Annotated in this window: 18 protein-coding genes; 15 read left to right on the top strand and 3 right to left on the bottom strand. The window is 35.0% G+C overall.

Annotation, left to right across the window (positions count from 1 at the left end):
- The first annotated feature begins 27 nt into the window (after positions 1 to 27).
- A complete protein-coding gene (locus tag EC501_RS14175; RefSeq protein WP_122972953.1) occupies positions 28 to 627 on the top strand; it encodes an NAD(P)-binding protein in 600 nt (199 codons plus the stop codon).
- A 127-nt stretch (positions 628 to 754) separates the two neighbouring features.
- Here the strand turns inward: EC501_RS14175 and EC501_RS14170 are convergent, their stop codons facing one another.
- On the bottom strand, positions 755 to 2,011 hold the full coding sequence (locus tag EC501_RS14170; RefSeq protein WP_122972952.1) for a BaiN/RdsA family NAD(P)/FAD-dependent oxidoreductase: 1,257 nt from the start codon (positions 2,009 to 2,011) through the stop codon (positions 755 to 757).
- Between the two features lie 242 nt (positions 2,012 to 2,253).
- On the opposite strand from EC501_RS14170, the gene EC501_RS14165 reads away from it, so the two are divergent.
- Genes EC501_RS14165 through EC501_RS14155 form a run of 3 tightly spaced genes read left to right on the top strand, consistent with a single transcriptional unit; the run spans position 2,254 to position 5,278 of the window.
- Positions 2,254 to 3,864, top strand: coding sequence for a putative polysaccharide biosynthesis protein (locus EC501_RS14165; RefSeq protein WP_122972951.1), 1,611 nt, complete (start codon positions 2,254 to 2,256; stop codon positions 3,862 to 3,864).
- Positions 3,865 to 3,878: 14 nt separating this feature from the next.
- Positions 3,879 to 4,607: a pseudouridine synthase gene (locus tag EC501_RS14160; protein WP_122972950.1), complete on the top strand. Its 729-nt coding sequence runs from the start codon at positions 3,879 to 3,881 to the stop codon at positions 4,605 to 4,607.
- A 53-nt stretch (positions 4,608 to 4,660) separates the two neighbouring features.
- On the top strand, positions 4,661 to 5,278 hold the full coding sequence (locus EC501_RS14155; protein WP_122972949.1) for a hypothetical protein: 618 nt from the start codon (positions 4,661 to 4,663) through the stop codon (positions 5,276 to 5,278).
- Between the two features lie 253 nt (positions 5,279 to 5,531).
- Here the strand turns inward: EC501_RS14155 and EC501_RS14150 are convergent, their stop codons facing one another.
- Positions 5,532 to 5,753 (bottom strand): DeoR family transcriptional regulator, encoded by a 222-nt coding sequence (locus EC501_RS14150; protein WP_121212652.1) that lies wholly within the window; start codon positions 5,751 to 5,753, stop codon positions 5,532 to 5,534.
- Between the two features lie 317 nt (positions 5,754 to 6,070).
- Here EC501_RS14150 and pepV point away from each other — a divergent pair, with 317 nt between their 5' ends.
- The 6 genes from pepV (at position 6,071) to EC501_RS14120 (ending at position 12,061) form a co-directional block, all read left to right on the top strand.
- On the top strand, positions 6,071 to 7,462 hold the full coding sequence (pepV, locus tag EC501_RS14145) for a dipeptidase PepV (protein WP_122972948.1): 1,392 nt from the start codon (positions 6,071 to 6,073) through the stop codon (positions 7,460 to 7,462).
- A gap of 21 nt (positions 7,463 to 7,483) precedes the next feature.
- Positions 7,484 to 8,347, top strand: coding sequence for a D-amino-acid transaminase (gene dat, locus EC501_RS14140; RefSeq protein WP_122972947.1), 864 nt, complete (start codon positions 7,484 to 7,486; stop codon positions 8,345 to 8,347).
- Between the two features lie 103 nt (positions 8,348 to 8,450).
- Positions 8,451 to 9,443, top strand: coding sequence for a nuclease-related domain-containing protein (locus EC501_RS14135; protein ID WP_122972946.1), 993 nt, complete (start codon positions 8,451 to 8,453; stop codon positions 9,441 to 9,443).
- A 2-nt stretch (positions 9,444 to 9,445) separates the two neighbouring features.
- Positions 9,446 to 10,402 carry a diacylglycerol/lipid kinase family protein gene (locus tag EC501_RS14130; protein ID WP_158599719.1) on the top strand — a complete coding sequence of 319 codons (957 nt, stop codon included), beginning with the start codon at positions 9,446 to 9,448 and terminating at the stop codon, positions 10,400 to 10,402.
- 55 nt (positions 10,403 to 10,457) lie between these two features.
- On the top strand, positions 10,458 to 11,108 hold the full coding sequence (gene trmB, locus EC501_RS14125; protein WP_122972944.1) for a tRNA (guanosine(46)-N7)-methyltransferase TrmB: 651 nt from the start codon (positions 10,458 to 10,460) through the stop codon (positions 11,106 to 11,108).
- Between the two features lie 77 nt (positions 11,109 to 11,185).
- On the top strand, positions 11,186 to 12,061 hold the full coding sequence (locus EC501_RS14120) for a YtnP family quorum-quenching lactonase (RefSeq protein ID WP_122972943.1): 876 nt from the start codon (positions 11,186 to 11,188) through the stop codon (positions 12,059 to 12,061).
- 49 nt (positions 12,062 to 12,110) lie between these two features.
- Here EC501_RS14120 and EC501_RS14115 read toward each other — a convergent pair whose 3' ends face one another.
- Positions 12,111 to 12,425, bottom strand: coding sequence for a hypothetical protein (locus EC501_RS14115; protein ID WP_122972942.1), 315 nt, complete (start codon positions 12,423 to 12,425; stop codon positions 12,111 to 12,113).
- Positions 12,426 to 12,651: 226 nt separating this feature from the next.
- On the opposite strand from EC501_RS14115, the gene EC501_RS14110 reads away from it, so the two are divergent.
- The 5 genes from EC501_RS14110 to ytpR all read left to right on the top strand — a co-directional run bounded on the left by EC501_RS14110 (position 12,652) and on the right by ytpR (position 16,571).
- A complete protein-coding gene (locus EC501_RS14110) occupies positions 12,652 to 13,728 on the top strand; it encodes a M42 family metallopeptidase (RefSeq protein ID WP_122972941.1) in 1,077 nt (358 codons plus the stop codon).
- Between the two features lie 77 nt (positions 13,729 to 13,805).
- Positions 13,806 to 14,339, top strand: coding sequence for a DUF84 family protein (locus EC501_RS14105; RefSeq protein ID WP_122972963.1), 534 nt, complete (start codon positions 13,806 to 13,808; stop codon positions 14,337 to 14,339).
- A gap of 88 nt (positions 14,340 to 14,427) precedes the next feature.
- Positions 14,428 to 14,949 carry a hypothetical protein gene (locus tag EC501_RS14100; RefSeq protein ID WP_122972940.1) on the top strand — a complete coding sequence of 174 codons (522 nt, stop codon included), beginning with the start codon at positions 14,428 to 14,430 and terminating at the stop codon, positions 14,947 to 14,949.
- Between the two features lie 192 nt (positions 14,950 to 15,141).
- Positions 15,142 to 15,957 carry a DUF1444 domain-containing protein gene (locus EC501_RS14095; protein WP_122972939.1) on the top strand — a complete coding sequence of 272 codons (816 nt, stop codon included), beginning with the start codon at positions 15,142 to 15,144 and terminating at the stop codon, positions 15,955 to 15,957.
- A complete protein-coding gene (ytpR, locus tag EC501_RS14090) occupies positions 15,954 to 16,571 on the top strand; it encodes a YtpR family tRNA-binding protein (RefSeq protein WP_122972938.1) in 618 nt (205 codons plus the stop codon). The genes EC501_RS14095 and ytpR overlap by 4 nt, the downstream gene beginning before the upstream one ends.
- Positions 16,572 to 16,718: the final 147 nt, after the last annotated feature.

Raw genomic sequence — 16,718 nt, 5'->3', positions numbered from 1 at the left:
CTATCCTTTCTAAAAAGGGGGCATAATATGTATCCAATCATGGTGAATTTAGAATATAAACGAGTAGTAATTATTGGCGGTGGGAAAGTAGCGACTCATAAAACAGAAAAGCTATTGCAGCAAAAAGCGAATATAGTCGTCATTAGTCCAACGTTAACAGATGCGTTATATACATATGCAGTAAATGGAGAAATTGAATGGGTAAACCGTTCCTATCAAGAAGGGGATACAAAAGATGCCTTTTTAGTCATAGCAGCAACAAATGATCCTTATGTAAATAAGGAAGTGAAAAATAGTTGCCTGAACAATCAACTTATTAATGTCGTAGATTCTTCTGAAGATAGTAACTTTTATAATATGGCGTTCTTGGAACGGGGAATGTTAAAAATTGCGATTTCAACAGAAGGAGCGAGCCCTCTTTTAGCTAAACAAATGAAGCGCGATATTATGAGTTTTCTAGACGATAGCTATGATGACTATTTAATTTTCCTTCAAAAGGCAAGAAAGAAAATTAAAACGACTGTATTAGATGAAAAAAGAAGACTATTTTTATTAGGTGAGTTATTGCAAGATCGTTTCCGTAAAAATGAAGTGGAACGGGAACTATTCCTGAAAAATTTATCGTAAAGGTGGTTATAATAGCTCGACTAATAATTTTCGTGAAGGAGAGTAACCTTTGTATAGGTGCCTAAGAAGTTCCTCACGAAAAATAAAGTACAATTCAGTATAAAAACTGGATTGTACTTTTTGCTTTTTATTCTAAAGAGCCTGCACTCATACCAGCGATTCTTCCAGTGACGAGGGCACTTGTAATGTTGTATCCACCTGTGTAACCGTGAATATCTAAAATTTCACCACAGAAAAATAGTCCTTTTTTCATTTTCGATGCCATTGTTTTCGGCTCAATTTCCTTTACTGAAACGCCGCCGCCAGTGACAAATGCTTTTTCCAATGGCAACGTACCGTGAACATCCATTGTAAAACTAACAAGCTCACGGGCTAACTCCCGTATTTTTTCTTGAGTTATTTCCGCTGCTGTTTTAGATGGATCTATACCAACCCGTTCCATTAAAAATAATAACCATCTTTCAGGTGCAATGGATTTCCAACTATTTTTTACAGCCTTTTTTGGATCTTCCTTTGAAAGCTTATTCAAATATTGTAAACATGTTTCTTCGTTATAATCAGTTAACGTTTGAATTCGTAGTTTCACGGGGGCATTGCCGTTCTTTTTACGTTCTTTGACGATAAATTGACTACAACGTAAAATAGCAGGTCCGCTCACACCAAAGTGGGTAAAGAGCATATCCATTTGGTGAGTGACAATAGGTTTCCCCTTTTTATTTAAAACGGAAACAGCAACATCCCGTAAAGCTAAACCTTGCAGCTGTCTAGATTGAATAAAAGGCTCGTTGGATTTTACAGGAACTTCAGTAGGATACAGTTCGGTAACGGTATGACCAGCTCGTTCTGCCCAAGGATAGCCATCTCCAGTAGAACCGGTTTGAGGAACGGCTTTACCACCGACAGCTACTACGACCGACTTTGATAAAATTTCAGTTCCATCTGTTAAACGAACACCTAAAATTTTTTCATCATCCATTAATAATTTACTGACCGCTGTTTGAAGTCGAATTTCAACGTGAAGTCGTTTTAGTTCATTAACAAGGGCATCTACCACATCTTGAGCGCGGTTTGATACAGGGAACATGCGACCGTGATCCTCTTCTTTTAAATGAACACCTAGTCCTTCAAAAAATTCAATAATATTTTCATTATTATAAACGGTAAAAGGACTATATAAAAAACGACCGTTTCCGGGAATATGTTGTATAATTTCATCTACGGACAAACGATTTGTAACATTACATCGTCCTCCGCCTGAGATCGCAAGTTTTTTCCCAAGTTTATTTCCTTTTTCAATTAACAATACTTTTTTATGTTGTTCACCAGCTGCGATTGCTGCCATCAATCCCGATGGACCGCCGCCAATTACGATTACATCTAACATAGTTCGTCTCACTTTCTGAATTTAATTGTTAGTTTTTTGTGAATTCCAATTGCTTACTCTCCACATTATACATAATTATGGAGAAACTATTTGAGTTAATCGACTTTCACATGTAAACTAACATGTAGATTCGTTTTCGAAACAATATTTGTTTGAAATCGTCGACTAATTCAGTCGACTTTTATTTTTCAAAGATATACATATTTTATTCTTATTAATTTCATAAAGATTGGAATGTTTTTATGTCTTCATTAATGAAAGGTACTGCGATTTTAACGATAGGCCTGTTTTTATCGAAAGTCCTTGGTTTAGTTTATGTTTTCCCGTTCTATTCCATTGTCGGCGAAGAAAATGTTGGATTATACCAATATGCCTATATACCATACAACATTATGCTTTCTATTGCGATTTCAGGTCTGCCCATAGCAGTTTCAAAATTTGTTTCCAAATATAATGCAATTGGGGATTATGAAGCAGGTAGAAGACTTTTTAAATCCGGATTTTCTGTCATGCTCATAACAGGTGTTGTGTCATTTATTTTATTAAATTTATTGGCAAACCCGATAGCGAATATTGTCATTGAAGATGACGAACAAATTTATTCAGTTGAACAAATTGCATCGGTGATTCGATGGGTTAGTTACGCATTACTTGCTGTTCCGATTATGAGTTTAATTCGAGGATTTTTCCAAGGATATAATCATTACATGCCTACTTCCGTATCCCAATTAGTTGAGCAAATTGTGCGGATTATTGTTTTACTTGGAGGTTCATTTATTGTCGTCGTACTATTAGACGGTAAAACAGAAACAGCTATTAAGTTTGCCGTATTTGCAGCCTTTGTTGGTGCCCTTGGTGGATTAGTCGTTTTATATTTCTATTGGAAAAAATTAAAACCCGAAATGGATACGCTATTACTCAATAATGTGTCTTCAGGGGAACTTTCTTATAAAGACATTTACAAGGAAATTATTCAATATTCGATCCCAATTGTATTTGTAGGGATGTCCAACTCCTTATTTCAATTAATCGATATGTTAACCTTTAACAGTGCTATGATTTCCATTGGTTTGGCTAAGGTGACAGATACGTATTTAACTATGTTGAATTTCACAACGCAAAAAATTGTCATCATTCCTGTGATGCTTGCGACAGGTTTTTCAATGGCTTTAATACCTACAATTACTAAATATTTCACCCTAGAGGAATATGGCGTTCTTCATAATTCGATGGATAAAACCTATCAAATATTATTGTTCATTACCGTACCGGCTAGTTTTGGAATTGCTATATTAGCCCCCGATATATACCATGTACTGTATGAGCAAAGCGAAATGGGAGCAGAAGTTTTAGCTCATTATGCACCATTAGCCATTCTTTTTGCACTGTTCTCTGTGACAGCTGCAATTTTACAAGGAATCGATTATCAAAAGTGGATTATTTTTAGTTTATTAACAGGTATGTTAATTAAACTTATGTTGAACACGCCGCTTATTAAAGCGATGGAAGTAGATGGAGCGATACTAGCTACTGCAATTGGATATATCGTAACGATTTTCATTAATATCACTGTTATCCATAAAGTGTTACATTATCGTTCGAAAGTTGTATTTAGACGAATATTGTTAATCGCTATTTTAACGTTTGTCATGTCCGTTGCAGTCATTGCTACAAATAAACTACTTTACTTCATTGCAGAACCGACTAATAAAGGGATTACAGCCCTTTATTTACTTATTTGTGTTGGAGTAGGAGTTGTTATTTATGGGTATGCCTCCTTCCGATTAGGACTTGCACAAAAACTTTTAGGAGAACGATTTACGAAATTAGGCAACAAACTTGGATTTAAGTAGGAGGAGTCTCACTTTTGCGATTAGATAAATTATTATCCAATATGGGTTTTGGTACACGAAAAGAAGTGAAACAACTGTTGAAACAAAAGGGTGTAACGGTGGATGGTGTAACGGTAAAGGATGCGTCCATGCATGTGGATCCAGATAACCAAGACGTCAGTGTATATGGAGAAAGGGTTCAATACACTGAATTCATTTATATTATGATGCATAAACCTCCAGGGGTCATTTCAGCTACTGAAGATGTTGCTGAAAAAACAGTAATTGATTTATTAGATCCTTTTGCTCGTCATTTTAAGCCATTCCCAGTAGGACGTTTAGATAAGGATACTGAAGGATTGCTTTTAATTACAAACGATGGACAATTGGCACATAATTTACTATCACCGAAAAAGCATGTCCAGAAAACTTATTATGCGAAAATTGAAGGTGTTGTCACAGAAGAAGATGTCGTGGCGTTCCAGCAAGGTGTGGAATTAGATGATGGCTATGTTACAAAGCCTGGAAAACTTGTTATCCTTTCTTCTGGTGAGAAGTCAGAAATTGAATTAACCATCCAAGAAGGAAAATTCCATCAAGTAAAAAGAATGTTTGAATCCGTTGGAAAAAAAGTAACGTATTTAAAAAGGTTATCAATGGGTAGTTTAATGCTTGATGAACAATTAAAGCTAGGGGAATATCGTGAATTAACGGAAAATGAATTGGAAACATTAATCCATTCATCTAAAGTAGAGCAATTATAAAATTAAAATCGTAGTTTATCTTTACTATGAATAGATAATGAGGTAATGAATTAATGGGGAAAATGGATGAAATTATTATTGTGGCACCACGTGCTCAACTATTCAATAACGAGGAGTTAGCGTTTCAAGGAACTCTTCAAGATAAAAAGTTAGTAGAAGAAATCGTTTCTAACATCAATGCTACTTACACTACAATGAGACGTGGGGATGCTGAGGAAGACGAAAGCTTTAAACAACCTATACCTTATGCAGTAATTAAACGGGGTAATGAAATATTTGTTTACGAACGTTTACAAGGTGCCGGTGAAACACGACTTCATAACAAACTGTCAATCGGTGTTGGTGGTCATATGAATGCTCTTGAAGAGCTAGAAACTTTCGAAGAAGTTTTAATGGAAAACTTGAATCGAGAACTTGAAGAAGAACTTATCATGACAACTAATGAACAACCTGAGCTAAAAGTAATCGGTTTAATTAATGATGATGAGGATGAAGTTGGTCGGGTTCATCTTTGTGTTTTAGTTGTTATTGAAGTTCATGAAAATACAGTGATTGAAGTTCGTGAGACAGACCAATTACAAGGTCAATTCTTTCCAATTGAAAAATTAAAACTTAATCCGTTTTATGAAAGACTAGAAAACTGGTCAAAAATTGCAATGGATATTCTTTAAAATACTTTCTTGGAAAATATTTTTACAGTACGAAACAAATGAAAGAATCAAATAGAAAAGGTATCAAGTTAGTATCTACTATTCACAGAGATTTATTAAAAAATATAACGATGAAAAAAAGAATGACCCCGACGACAGGTCATTCTTTTTTCTTTATCTATAATACGAAGTCTAGCAACAATTGTTCGCTAAGCTGAATGTATGTTTTAAGCAAACTTTCCTCATAAAATGGAGGTTTTTTGTTGCATTGTATCTAAGATGTCAATTTTACTTTTTTCTTCGTCGTTGTCCATTTACCCCGACTTGGACTTTCGACCAAATCATTAAAGGCTAACACATTCAAATCTCTTTGAATGGTGCGAGGAGTGATATTGAACTCTTCGACTAAATCCTGTGTAGATACCGTCCCTTTATCAAGGATGAACATATACACGTCTTTAATACGATTAAGCATTCTGTCAGTAGTTGGTTTCATAATCATGAACCACTCCTTCAATCTTAATTCTCATGGAAAAGACTAGCGGACGACAAAAGTGCAGAGGCTACTTTGGCTCATTAAATTTCTGCCTTAGACATCCCCTTTTTTATATATTTTTTTGTCAAGTAATTTACTATGACAACGCCATTATATCAGTAAACTATTAATTTTTCCATAATTCTCAGTTAATTATTATAAATTTTACGAAGTCTTTAATATGATAATACGAAAAACACCGGTCGAATATGACAATTAAGCTTGTACTTTATAATAGAAAGAGTAAAATAATCGGTAATAAGTAAAGAGGTGATTAAATGGATTGGTTGAAATTAGCGGAATCTAGAAAAGAAGAATTGATTTCAGAATTACAACAGTTAATTCAAATTGAAAGTGTTCTTGATGAAGAGAGTGCAACAGAGGATGCTCCATTTGGTCAAGGTCCATTAAAGGCTTTACAATTTATGCTTTCAAAAGGTGAACAACAAGGCTTTCAAACGAAAAATGTAGATAATGTGGCTGGTCATATTGAAATGGGAGCAGGCGACGACTTGCTCGGAATTTTATGTCATGTGGATGTTGTGCCAGTAGGAGATTCCTGGACGTATCCTCCTTTTAAAGGGGAAGTAGTGGACGGAAAACTATTTGGCAGAGGTGCCATTGATGATAAAGGTCCAACGATTGCAGCATGGTTAGCTATGAAAATGGTGAAAGATGCGGGCGTTTCATTAAATAAACGTGTTCGAATGATTATTGGGACAGATGAAGAATCAGGATTCCGTTGTGTAACCCATTACTTTACAAAGGAACAAATGCCAACAATTGGATTTGCACCAGACGCTGACTTTCCATTAATTAATGCTGAGAAAGGTATTGCATTGCTTAATTTTTCACAAAAAGCTCAAGTAACGGCAGATGAACAAATTATTGCATTTCAGGCAGGACAACGTTCTAATATGGTACCGGATCATGCAAAAGCGATCATTCAAAATGTAACCTCTGGAGTGGAAGAAGAATTTCAACAATTCTTAGAAGAAAATACGACAGAAGGTACTTTTATTCAAGATGAAGGACGATATATAATAACGGTTAAAGGAAAATCGGCCCATGCGATGGAACCTGAAAAAGGTAGAAATGCGGCTGTGTTACTTGCAAAATTTCTGATTAACTACATTACTACTACAGCAAGTAACCAATTTCTTTCTTTCATCGTCAATACGTTTGGTGAGGACTACAAGGGTACAAAAATGAAGCTAGATTTTGAAGATATTATGTCCGGTCCTACGACATTAAACCCTGGTGTTATATTATTCCACCATGAACGGGGTGGCCATATTCAAGTAAGTATGCGTTACTCGGTGAGCTATCCATTTGAGGAAAAAATGACAGAAGCTACAAAAGTAGTATCCGATTTAGGATTTGCTTTAGATGTGACATCTAATTCGATTCCCCACTATGTACCAGAAGAAGATGAACTTGTGCAAACTTTGTTGAAAGTATATCGAAAATATACAGGGGATGAATCAAAACCGTTATCTACTGGTGGAGGTACGTATGCGCGGACGATGAAAAAAGGGGTAGCCTTTGGCATGCTTTTCCCAGGTGAACCGGATGTGGCGCATCAGGCGGATGAATATGTATGGATTGATCATTTAGTGAAAGCTGCCGCTATATATGCGGAAACGATTGTTGAGTTAGCTGGGAAATAAAATTTTAAAGGATGGTAAAAAATGGGCTTTGTATTATGGAATGACAAAATTGTGGATGAAAGTGAAGTAAAGATTGATAAAGAAGATAGAGGTTATCAATTCGGTGACGGAGTTTATGAAGTAATTAAAATTTATGATGGTGAAATGTTTACTGCAACAGAACATATTGATCGATTTTATTTAAGTGCTGAAAAAATTAAAATAACGATTCCGTTTACAAAGGATAAACTTCACCAATTATTACACCAATTAGTGGAAGCAAACGAAATTAAAACAGGAAATCTTTATTTCCAGATTACTCGTGGTGCGGCACCTCGTATTCACCAATTCCCTGGGGACAACGTATTACCTGTTTTAACAGGAAATGTGAAGGAAGCTCCTCGTTCAACAGAAAATATGGAAAAAGGTGTGAAAGCAGTTTTTGCAGAGGATATTCGTTGGTTACGTTGTGATATTAAATCATTAAATTTATTAGGTGCTGTATTAGCAAAACAAGAAGCTTATGAAAAAGGGTGTTACGAAGCCATTTTACATCGTGGAGATATTATTACGGAAGGATCATCTACAAACGTATTTGGTATTAAAGATGGAGTCCTATATACACACCCAACAGATAACTTCATTTTAAACGGAATTACACGCAATGTTATTTTAACGTGTGCAAAGGAAATTGACCTTCCAGTGAAGGAAGAACCTTTTACAAAAGAGCAAGCATTGAACATGGATGAATTGTTTGTGTCATCTACAACTTCTGAAATTACACCAGTTATCGATTTAGAAGGGGTAGCTATAAATAATGGAGTCATTGGAGAATGGACTCGTAAATTACAAGCACAATTTGAAACAAAGCTTCCTCAACAATTTCAAGTAAATTTGTCAAAATAATTCATTGAGTTTATTAGTGGGTAGGACATCACCTATCCACTATTTTTTTTGCGTTTCCTCATGTAAAATTGAAGTGGGGATTTAAAGAATAGGAGTGTTTTTTTTGGCTCAATTAGTGAAACTACAAGATTACATTTCAAGATACCAAATCGATTTATCAAGATATCCAACTCAATTTGTTCGTTTGAAAAAAAGTCAATGGGAACGTGTGAAACAACAATGGCTTTCTGGTGAAGAAACACCGGAGTGGCAACATATTGAATCCGATGAAGACACACGACAGGGCAAAAAAACTTTTTCTTTTTTCGAAAAACTAAAGCTGAAAAAAGAGACAAAAGAAATTGAAAATATAGAAGATGTAGATGTTTCGAATGAGCTAATGAATCCGGAGGAAGAAATTCCTGAGGAAGAAACAACGTTATTTTTTGAACCGAAAATTGTGTACCAACCAACTTCGATAGAAGAACTGAAAAAAATGTTCATGGATCAATTTTTTCATTTTCAAATTAAATGGGCAAGTTCAACTTTAAGGGAAAAATCTTATGTGGATCCGAAATTTTTAAGAGATTCGTTACTTCGAACTATTCTTCAACGTTTACCGGATAGCTTTTTAGTACTGTATTATCCAATCATAAAGGTAAAGAAAGCACCTGTTGAATTAGATATTATTTTATTAACACCAACAGAATGTTTATGCATTACATTAGTGGAACAAGAAGAGCAAGCAGTATTTGTTGGGAATAGCGATCGTTTTTGGACAAAAAAGATAGGGAAAACATCGAAAAAAATGTTGAATCCATTAATTCAATTAAATCGGATGGAGTCTATTATTACTCAGTTATTTGCTGCAAATAACGTTGACATGCCAATTCGAAAAGTGCTCCTTTCAAGAAATGGATATTTTGATTATCCAGGTTCTGTTTTTAATGTTCAATTCATTGATAAACGAGAACTTTCCCAATGGATGAACCAATTATCCCGCTATTCTTCACCGATGAAACGGATGCAAATGCAAGCAGCTCAAGCAATTTTACAGACGGTACAAACGACTTCCTTTAACCGTGATATTTGGAAAGTGGAACAACAGGAGCAATAAAAGTGGAATTGTTTTTTATTATTAATGAGCAAGCTGGCAATGGAAAAGGGAAAAAAGTTTGGGAAAAGTTAAGGAAAGAACTACATACCCCTTTTTCTTTTTACATAACAAATCATCATGGACATGCTACTACCATTGCTAGAAAGATTGCTAGCAATTTTCAACTAACTGGACAAAAAATACTTTTGATAGCCGTTGGGGGAGATGGAACAATCCATGAAGTCGTAAATGGTGTGATTGGTTTTAATCATGTATATGTTGGAGCAATTGGTGCAGGTTCTGGTAACGACTTTTCAAGGGAATATTTTACATTCCATACTGCTTATGAAATAGATGAATTTATAAAAGGAAATGAACAATCTTTGCAACAGTTTGATAGCGGAATGGTCAAATGGAGCACTGGACAATCAATTCATTTTGTGAACAATTCAGGAATTGGTTTCGATGCCTTTGTAGCTAAACTGGCGAACCATTCTACTATAAAAAAACGACTGAACAAAATGGGACTTGGTAAGTTTAGTTATGTTTATTTTGTGTTGCTCGGTCTATTTACATTTAAATTATTTACATTAACGGTTGAACAAAATGGTAGTCAAAGAAAGTATGAAAAGGTTTGGTTTGCAACGGTTTCCAATCAACCGTATTTCGGAGGAGGGATGAAAATCTCACCTCAATCTGATCCAATGGATGGGAAATTAGAATTGACCATTGTGTATAACCTTTCAAGATTAAAATTATTACTAATGTTTGTCACTGTATTTTTTGGTAGCCATACGAGATTACAAGAAGTCGTTCAGCAGAAGGGCGACCAATTTACTTTGTACATAAACGATGAATTACCTTGTCATGCCGATGGAGAAGTGATGGGTGTGACAAAAAATAATTCACGCATAGATTACGTTGTCCAAAAGAAAAGTTGGATGTCGATAAAAAGAAATAGCGAGTTTATGAAAAAGTAAGAAAAATAAGCTATAATAAAATGAAATTAGGACATCTAGAAATGAGGATTTAGTAGTGAGATTAAGAAATAAACCGTGGGCTGAAGAATTTATTACAAATCATCCAGAAGTTATTATTCCAAATCCTGAAGAATATAAAGGAAAGTGGAAAGAAGTTTTTGGAAACGACAACCCACTGCATATTGAAGTAGGTACAGGAAAAGGTCAATTTGTTACAGGAATGGCTCTAGCTAACCCTAATATTAACTATATCGGTATTGAACTATACGATAGTGTCATTGTGAGTGCGTTGGAAAAAGTGTTAGATGCTAATACTCCACCAAATTTACGATTATTAAAAGTAAATGGAGCCGATTTAGCAAAATATTTTGCTAAAAATGATGTAAGTCGAGTGTATTTAAATTTCTCAGATCCTTGGCCTAAAACGCGTCATGCAAAACGTCGTTTAACCCACGAAGGATTTTTGAAGTTATATGAGTCCATTTTAGTGGATAATGGGGAAATTCATTTTAAAACGGATAATCGTGGCTTATTTGAATATTCCCTTGTTAGTATGTCGGAATATGGAATGTTATTGAAATATGTTTCGTTAGATTTACATGCCAATATGCCGGAAGACAATATTATGACAGAATATGAAGAAAAGTTTTCTGCCAAAGGTCAGCCAATCTATCGTTTAGAATCTCAATTTATAACGAAGAAATAATGTAAATCGTTTATTTTGAATTCGATTGTCGTTCAATCGAATTTTTAAATAAATATAAGAACAAAGGGGAGATAGGGATGGATCAACTACAATTTCACAATATGTCCTTAACATGGCTTAATGGGGGCGTCACTTCTTTAGATGGCGGAGCAATGTTTGGAGTCGTACCAAAACCACTTTGGTCAAGAAAGTATCCAGTCAATGACAAAAATCAAATTGAATTAGCTTGTGAACCGATTTTAATTCAATACGAGGGGAAAAATTATTTAATTGATAGTGGTGTTGGGTTTAATAAGTTAACAGAAAAACAACTTCGAAACTTTGGTGTTACAGAAGAATCAACGATTTTAGAAAGCTTGGACCAATTGGGACTTACTGCAGAAGATATTGATTATGTGCTAATGACCCACCTTCATTTTGACCATGCTGGGGGATTAACTCGTTGGGAAGGGGACACACTCGTATCTACATTCCCGAAGGCGAAAATTTATACAACGCAAATTGAATGGGATGAAATGCGTAATCCAAATATACGATCCAAAAATACGTATTGGAAAGAAAATTGGGAACCGGTTCAACATCAAGTTGAGACTTTCTCCGAATCCTTAACGATAGCCCCTGGAATTGAAATGGTTCATACAGGTGGACATAGTGATGGACATGCGATTATAAAGTTAACTCAAAACGGGGAAACGCTAATTCATATGGCGGACATTATGCCAACCCATGCCCATCAAAACCCTTTATGGGTATTAGCATATGATGATTACCCGATGACAAGTGTGTTTGCTAAAGAAAAAATAATGAAAGAAGCTTTAGCAGAAGGGTATAAATTTATTTTCTATCATGATGCTTATTATCGAATGATTCAATGGAGTGCCGATGGAAAAGAAGTGACCGACTCATTGAAACGAAATAAAGAAGCACGAATTCAATTTGAAACAAATGTATAAAAAAAGGGCTGTTTGATCATTTCAAACAGCCTCTTTCTCTATGAAGAAATTACACTTTTAATAATTCAACAACTACTCCTGAACGAGCATCTGCTGCAAATTCAAATGTTTCCAATTCACCATTTAATACTCTAGTAATTCCTCCACGGTATACGGGAATGGTCATAATACCATTATTATAATCTTCTGTTTTCATATAAATCCAAGAACCATCAATAGGGCTTTCTTTTTTAAACTCTGTTTTTACATTGTCTAGTACTTGATTGGCGGGTACAAAAGGCGAAATTCTTTCAGATGTTTCTTTAATGATAATGGATGCAGCTAAACCCGTGGCCACACCTATTAAAAAATCTCTTAATTTCATTTGCCATCCTCCTTTAAACTATTCCTTATTTTAACACCAATTAAAACAGAAGTCTTGTTCAATCATACAAAGAGAGTGGTCTATGGATAGAAATATTAACTGGTCTATGCTATAAAAAACCCGTTTTTAATAGTGAGTTTGTAAATTTTCCAATGATACAATTCGAATTACGAAATATATATGATAGAATAGAGAAAAGATTAAAAAAATTAGGGAGTGTTCTTTTATGAATACTGAAACATTACAATTATTTAAAACATTAACGGAGTTACCTGGTGCCCCTGGCAATGAATCCGCTGTTCGAAAATTTATGCGTGGGGAACTAGAAAAGTATGCAGATGAAATTATTCAAGATAATTTAGGTGGCATTTTCGGTGTAAGAAAAGCGGAAAATGACAATGCACCCAAAATATTAGTGGCAGGCCATATGGATGAAGTATCTTTCATGGTAAAAGATATTACAGAAAACGGGATGCTTCGCTTTCAGCCATTAGGCGGTTGGTCTAATCAAGTGTTACAAGCCCAAAGAGTAACTGTTTATGCAAAGGAACAAGAAATTCCTGGTGTAATTGCTTCCATTCCACCTCATTTATTAAGAGGTACTGACAAAAATCATACGATGGAAATTAAAGATATGTTAATTGACGTAGGAGCAGACAGTAAAGAAGATGCACTACAAATGGGTATTCGACCAGGTCAATCAATTATCCCAATTTGTCCATTTACACCGATGGCAAACCCGAAAAAAATTATGGCGAAAGCTTGGGATAACCGATATGGTTGTGGTTTGGCGATCGAATTGTTAAAAGAGTTAAAAGACGAAAAAGTAGTAAACAACCTATATTCAGGTTCAAACGTAATGGAAGAAGTTGGATTACGCGGGGCACAAGTATCTGCAAACATGATTAAACCTGACATTTTCTTCGCCCTAGATGCTTCTGCAGCCAATGATACAACGGGTGATAAAACCCAATTTGGTCAATTAGGAAAAGGGACGTTATTACGAATTTATGATCCAACGATGGTTACCCACCGTGGATTACGTGAATTTATTTTAGATACGGCTGAGACAAATGATATACCGTATCAATATTTTGTATCTAATGGTGGTACTGATGCAGGTAAAGTACATATTTCCAATGAAGGAATTCCAAGTACGGTTATTGGCATTTGTTCCCGCTACATCCATACTTCTGCTTCGATCATTCATGTCGATGATTATGCGGCTGCAAAAGAGTTGCTTGTGAAACTTGTGAGAACCCTTGATAGAAGTACAGTGGATACAATTATAAACAATGGTTAAAATTACTAAGAAGAAAGGTGCCAAATGGGGCATCTTTTTTATTGAGTGGAACGTCCAGTAAAAGTGTTGATGAGGAGATGACAATTTTGTTTGTTGCAATTGGTACGAAAAATAGAGCAAAAACATTAGCTATTACGAATATCGTAAGTATGTATTTTGACAACTTGGAATTTGAGCAATTTGCGGTTCCTTCAGATGTTTCGGAACAGCCTTTTTCTAATGATGAGACGAGACAAGGTGCAATCAATCGTGCCCTTCATACATTAAATGCTTCAGGAGCTGATTTGAACTTCGGACTTGAAGGTGGTGTACATGAAATGGATGGTCAAATGTACTGCTGTAATTGGGGAGCAATGGCATTAAAAGATGGTACGATTATTACAGCTAGCGGTGCCCAATTTTTATTACCAGATGAAATTGCTGTACAATTGAGAGCGGGTAGAGAATTAGGTCCGGTTATGGATGACTATACGAAGCAAAAGGATACACGTTCTTCTTCAGGAGCTGTTGGTGTTTTTACAGCAGGTCTAGTTGATCGAACGGAAATGTTTGAACATATTGTGAAGTTGTTAATAGGACAATATTTATTTTTATTAAATACTAATAAATAACTCTATGAAAATATTACTAAAAACATGACTCTTGCATCATGACCTATTTATCATTTAATATTAATAGAATAGAAAGAGAGGAGTACATATGAAACGTAAATGGCTTCTAGCTACAGCGTGTTTATTGTTATTGTTCGCTTTAACAGGCTGTGGAAAAACTGTCGAAGAGCAAATAGATTCTGGTGTGGCAAGCGCTCAAACTGTTTTTGAAGAAAATCCCCAAGAACCAAATACAAAGCTTGAGGGAATCGAATTATATGTTCCATCGGGTTACAAGGCTGAAAATAGTGAAGATCCCAATAATTTCATTGTGACAAAAGGACAGGATAGTTATATTCTTTTTGTGAATCAAAATGAAACGGAAGATAGCAAACTACATTATCAATTATTAAAAGATGATAAAACAAAACATATTATCAAGGAAGAAACAGTCGAATTTGATGGTGCCTTTGGATTTACTGCAGTGATTGAACATGATGAAGAACAATTTGAACTTGTCGTAAGTTGTGGTGGTATTAAAATGTCTACTATCTCAGAAGATAAAAATATAGATGAGAAACTAGTAGATATGATGACAATCGTTCGTTCTGTAAAGTTACTTGAAAAGTAATAATGGAAGTTAGCAGACAAACTAATCGACTAAAAAACTAAACTTTTGCTACAATAAGGGTAATACTTTAAAAGTACGGTTCACTTTATGTGAACCGTTTATTTTTGTACTTGCAATTTTTGTGAAAAAATTTTACTGCATCGATTGGTAAAGAAAAGCAAGTATTGTAAAATAAGAAAGGATGTGATGAAGTTGAAATCAAAAGAGTTAGTAGAACAATTGAAATTGCGCTTAAGTACGGAGCAATTTGAATTTCATTTTGATAAAGAAAAAGATATGTTGCGACTTAATCATAAATCATTAAATCGAGGGATGGATATTTCCCTTCCTGAAATTATCGCCAAATATCAAACGATAAAAGAAAAAGCCATCGATGAGGTTGTCTATACGATCGAACAAACCTTTCAGGCGATGGAAAAGGAACGAGCTGAAGGATTCCATGATTTATCTTTAGTATACCCTGTTATACGTTCCACTTCTTTCCCGTTAAAATCCAATGAAGGACATACCTTCATCACAACGGATCACACTGCGGAAACGCGTATCTTTTATGCGTTAGATTTAGGAACAACTTACCGATTAATTGATGAGTCGATGTTAGAGAAATTAAACGTTTCGGCAAATCAAATTAGAGAAGCAGCTCGTTTTTCCGTTCGAAAATTACCGACAAATACGAAAAAAGATGAAGTAGCGGGCAATATTTTTTATTTCTTAAATGAAAATGATGGATATGATGCAAGTCGTATTTTAAATGAATCCTTTTTAAAAGAGATGGAATCAAAAATAGAAGGGGACATGACGTTGTCTGTTCCCCACCAAGATGTTCTAATTATTGGTGATATTCGGAACGAAGTAGGGTATGATGTATTAGCGCAAATGACGATGCACTTCTTTTCCGTAGGTGCAGTACCGATTACTTCCTTATCTTTCGTTTATGATAAAGGAGAATTAGAACCAATCTTTATATTGGCAAAAAACAGAGTAAAAAAGGAGCAAGATGACCAATGATCGCCGCTTATAATAAACAATTTGTTGGAGATGTACTTTTAGTCCAACTAGCTACAGAAAAAATCGTTCATACTGAAGTTGAAAAAGTAGGAGATTTCGCTATTTTAAAAGAGAAAGCAACTGGTGAAATAAAAGCTTTCAATTTATTTAATGCAAGTAAATATATGGACTTAAACGTTCAAGGGAATGTGGAAGTAAACCCAGAACTTGTACAAAAAATTGAGGAAGCAATGAAAGCAAACAATGTTTCTATCTCATTAGATGTCGATTTTTCTCCTAAATTTGTTATCGGTTATGTAGAAGAAAAGGAAAAACATCCAAATGCTGATAAGTTAAGTATTTGTAAAGTAAATGTAGGGGATGAACTGTTACAAATCGTTTGTGGTGCACCAAATGTTGAAGCGGGACAAAAAGTCGTTGTAGCAAAAATAGGTGCTGTAATGCCATCTGGATTAGTGATTAAACAATCTGAATTACGTGGAGTCGCATCAAGTGGAATGCTTTGCTCAGCACGTGAATTAGCAATTCCGAATGCGCCATCAGCTAAAGGAATTTTAGTTTTAGATCAAGATGCAGAAGTTGGCGCATCTTTTACGATTCCTTCTAATTTATAATTTGAACATACTTTTTTGAAAGAGGATGGGACAAAACCCACCTCTGAAATGAAAAGCCGGTGAAATTTTACGATAAGTAAAATTTCACCGGCTTTGATTATTTTAAATAAAAAATAAGGACCACTTCTGATAAAATTAAGTCACCAC

Source organism: Lysinibacillus halotolerans (assembly GCF_003711845.1).
GTDB lineage: Bacteria > Bacillota > Bacilli > Bacillales_A > Planococcaceae > Ureibacillus > Ureibacillus halotolerans.
Note: the sequence above shows the minus strand (reverse complement) of the source record. Positions and strands in the feature narration are given on the sequence as shown.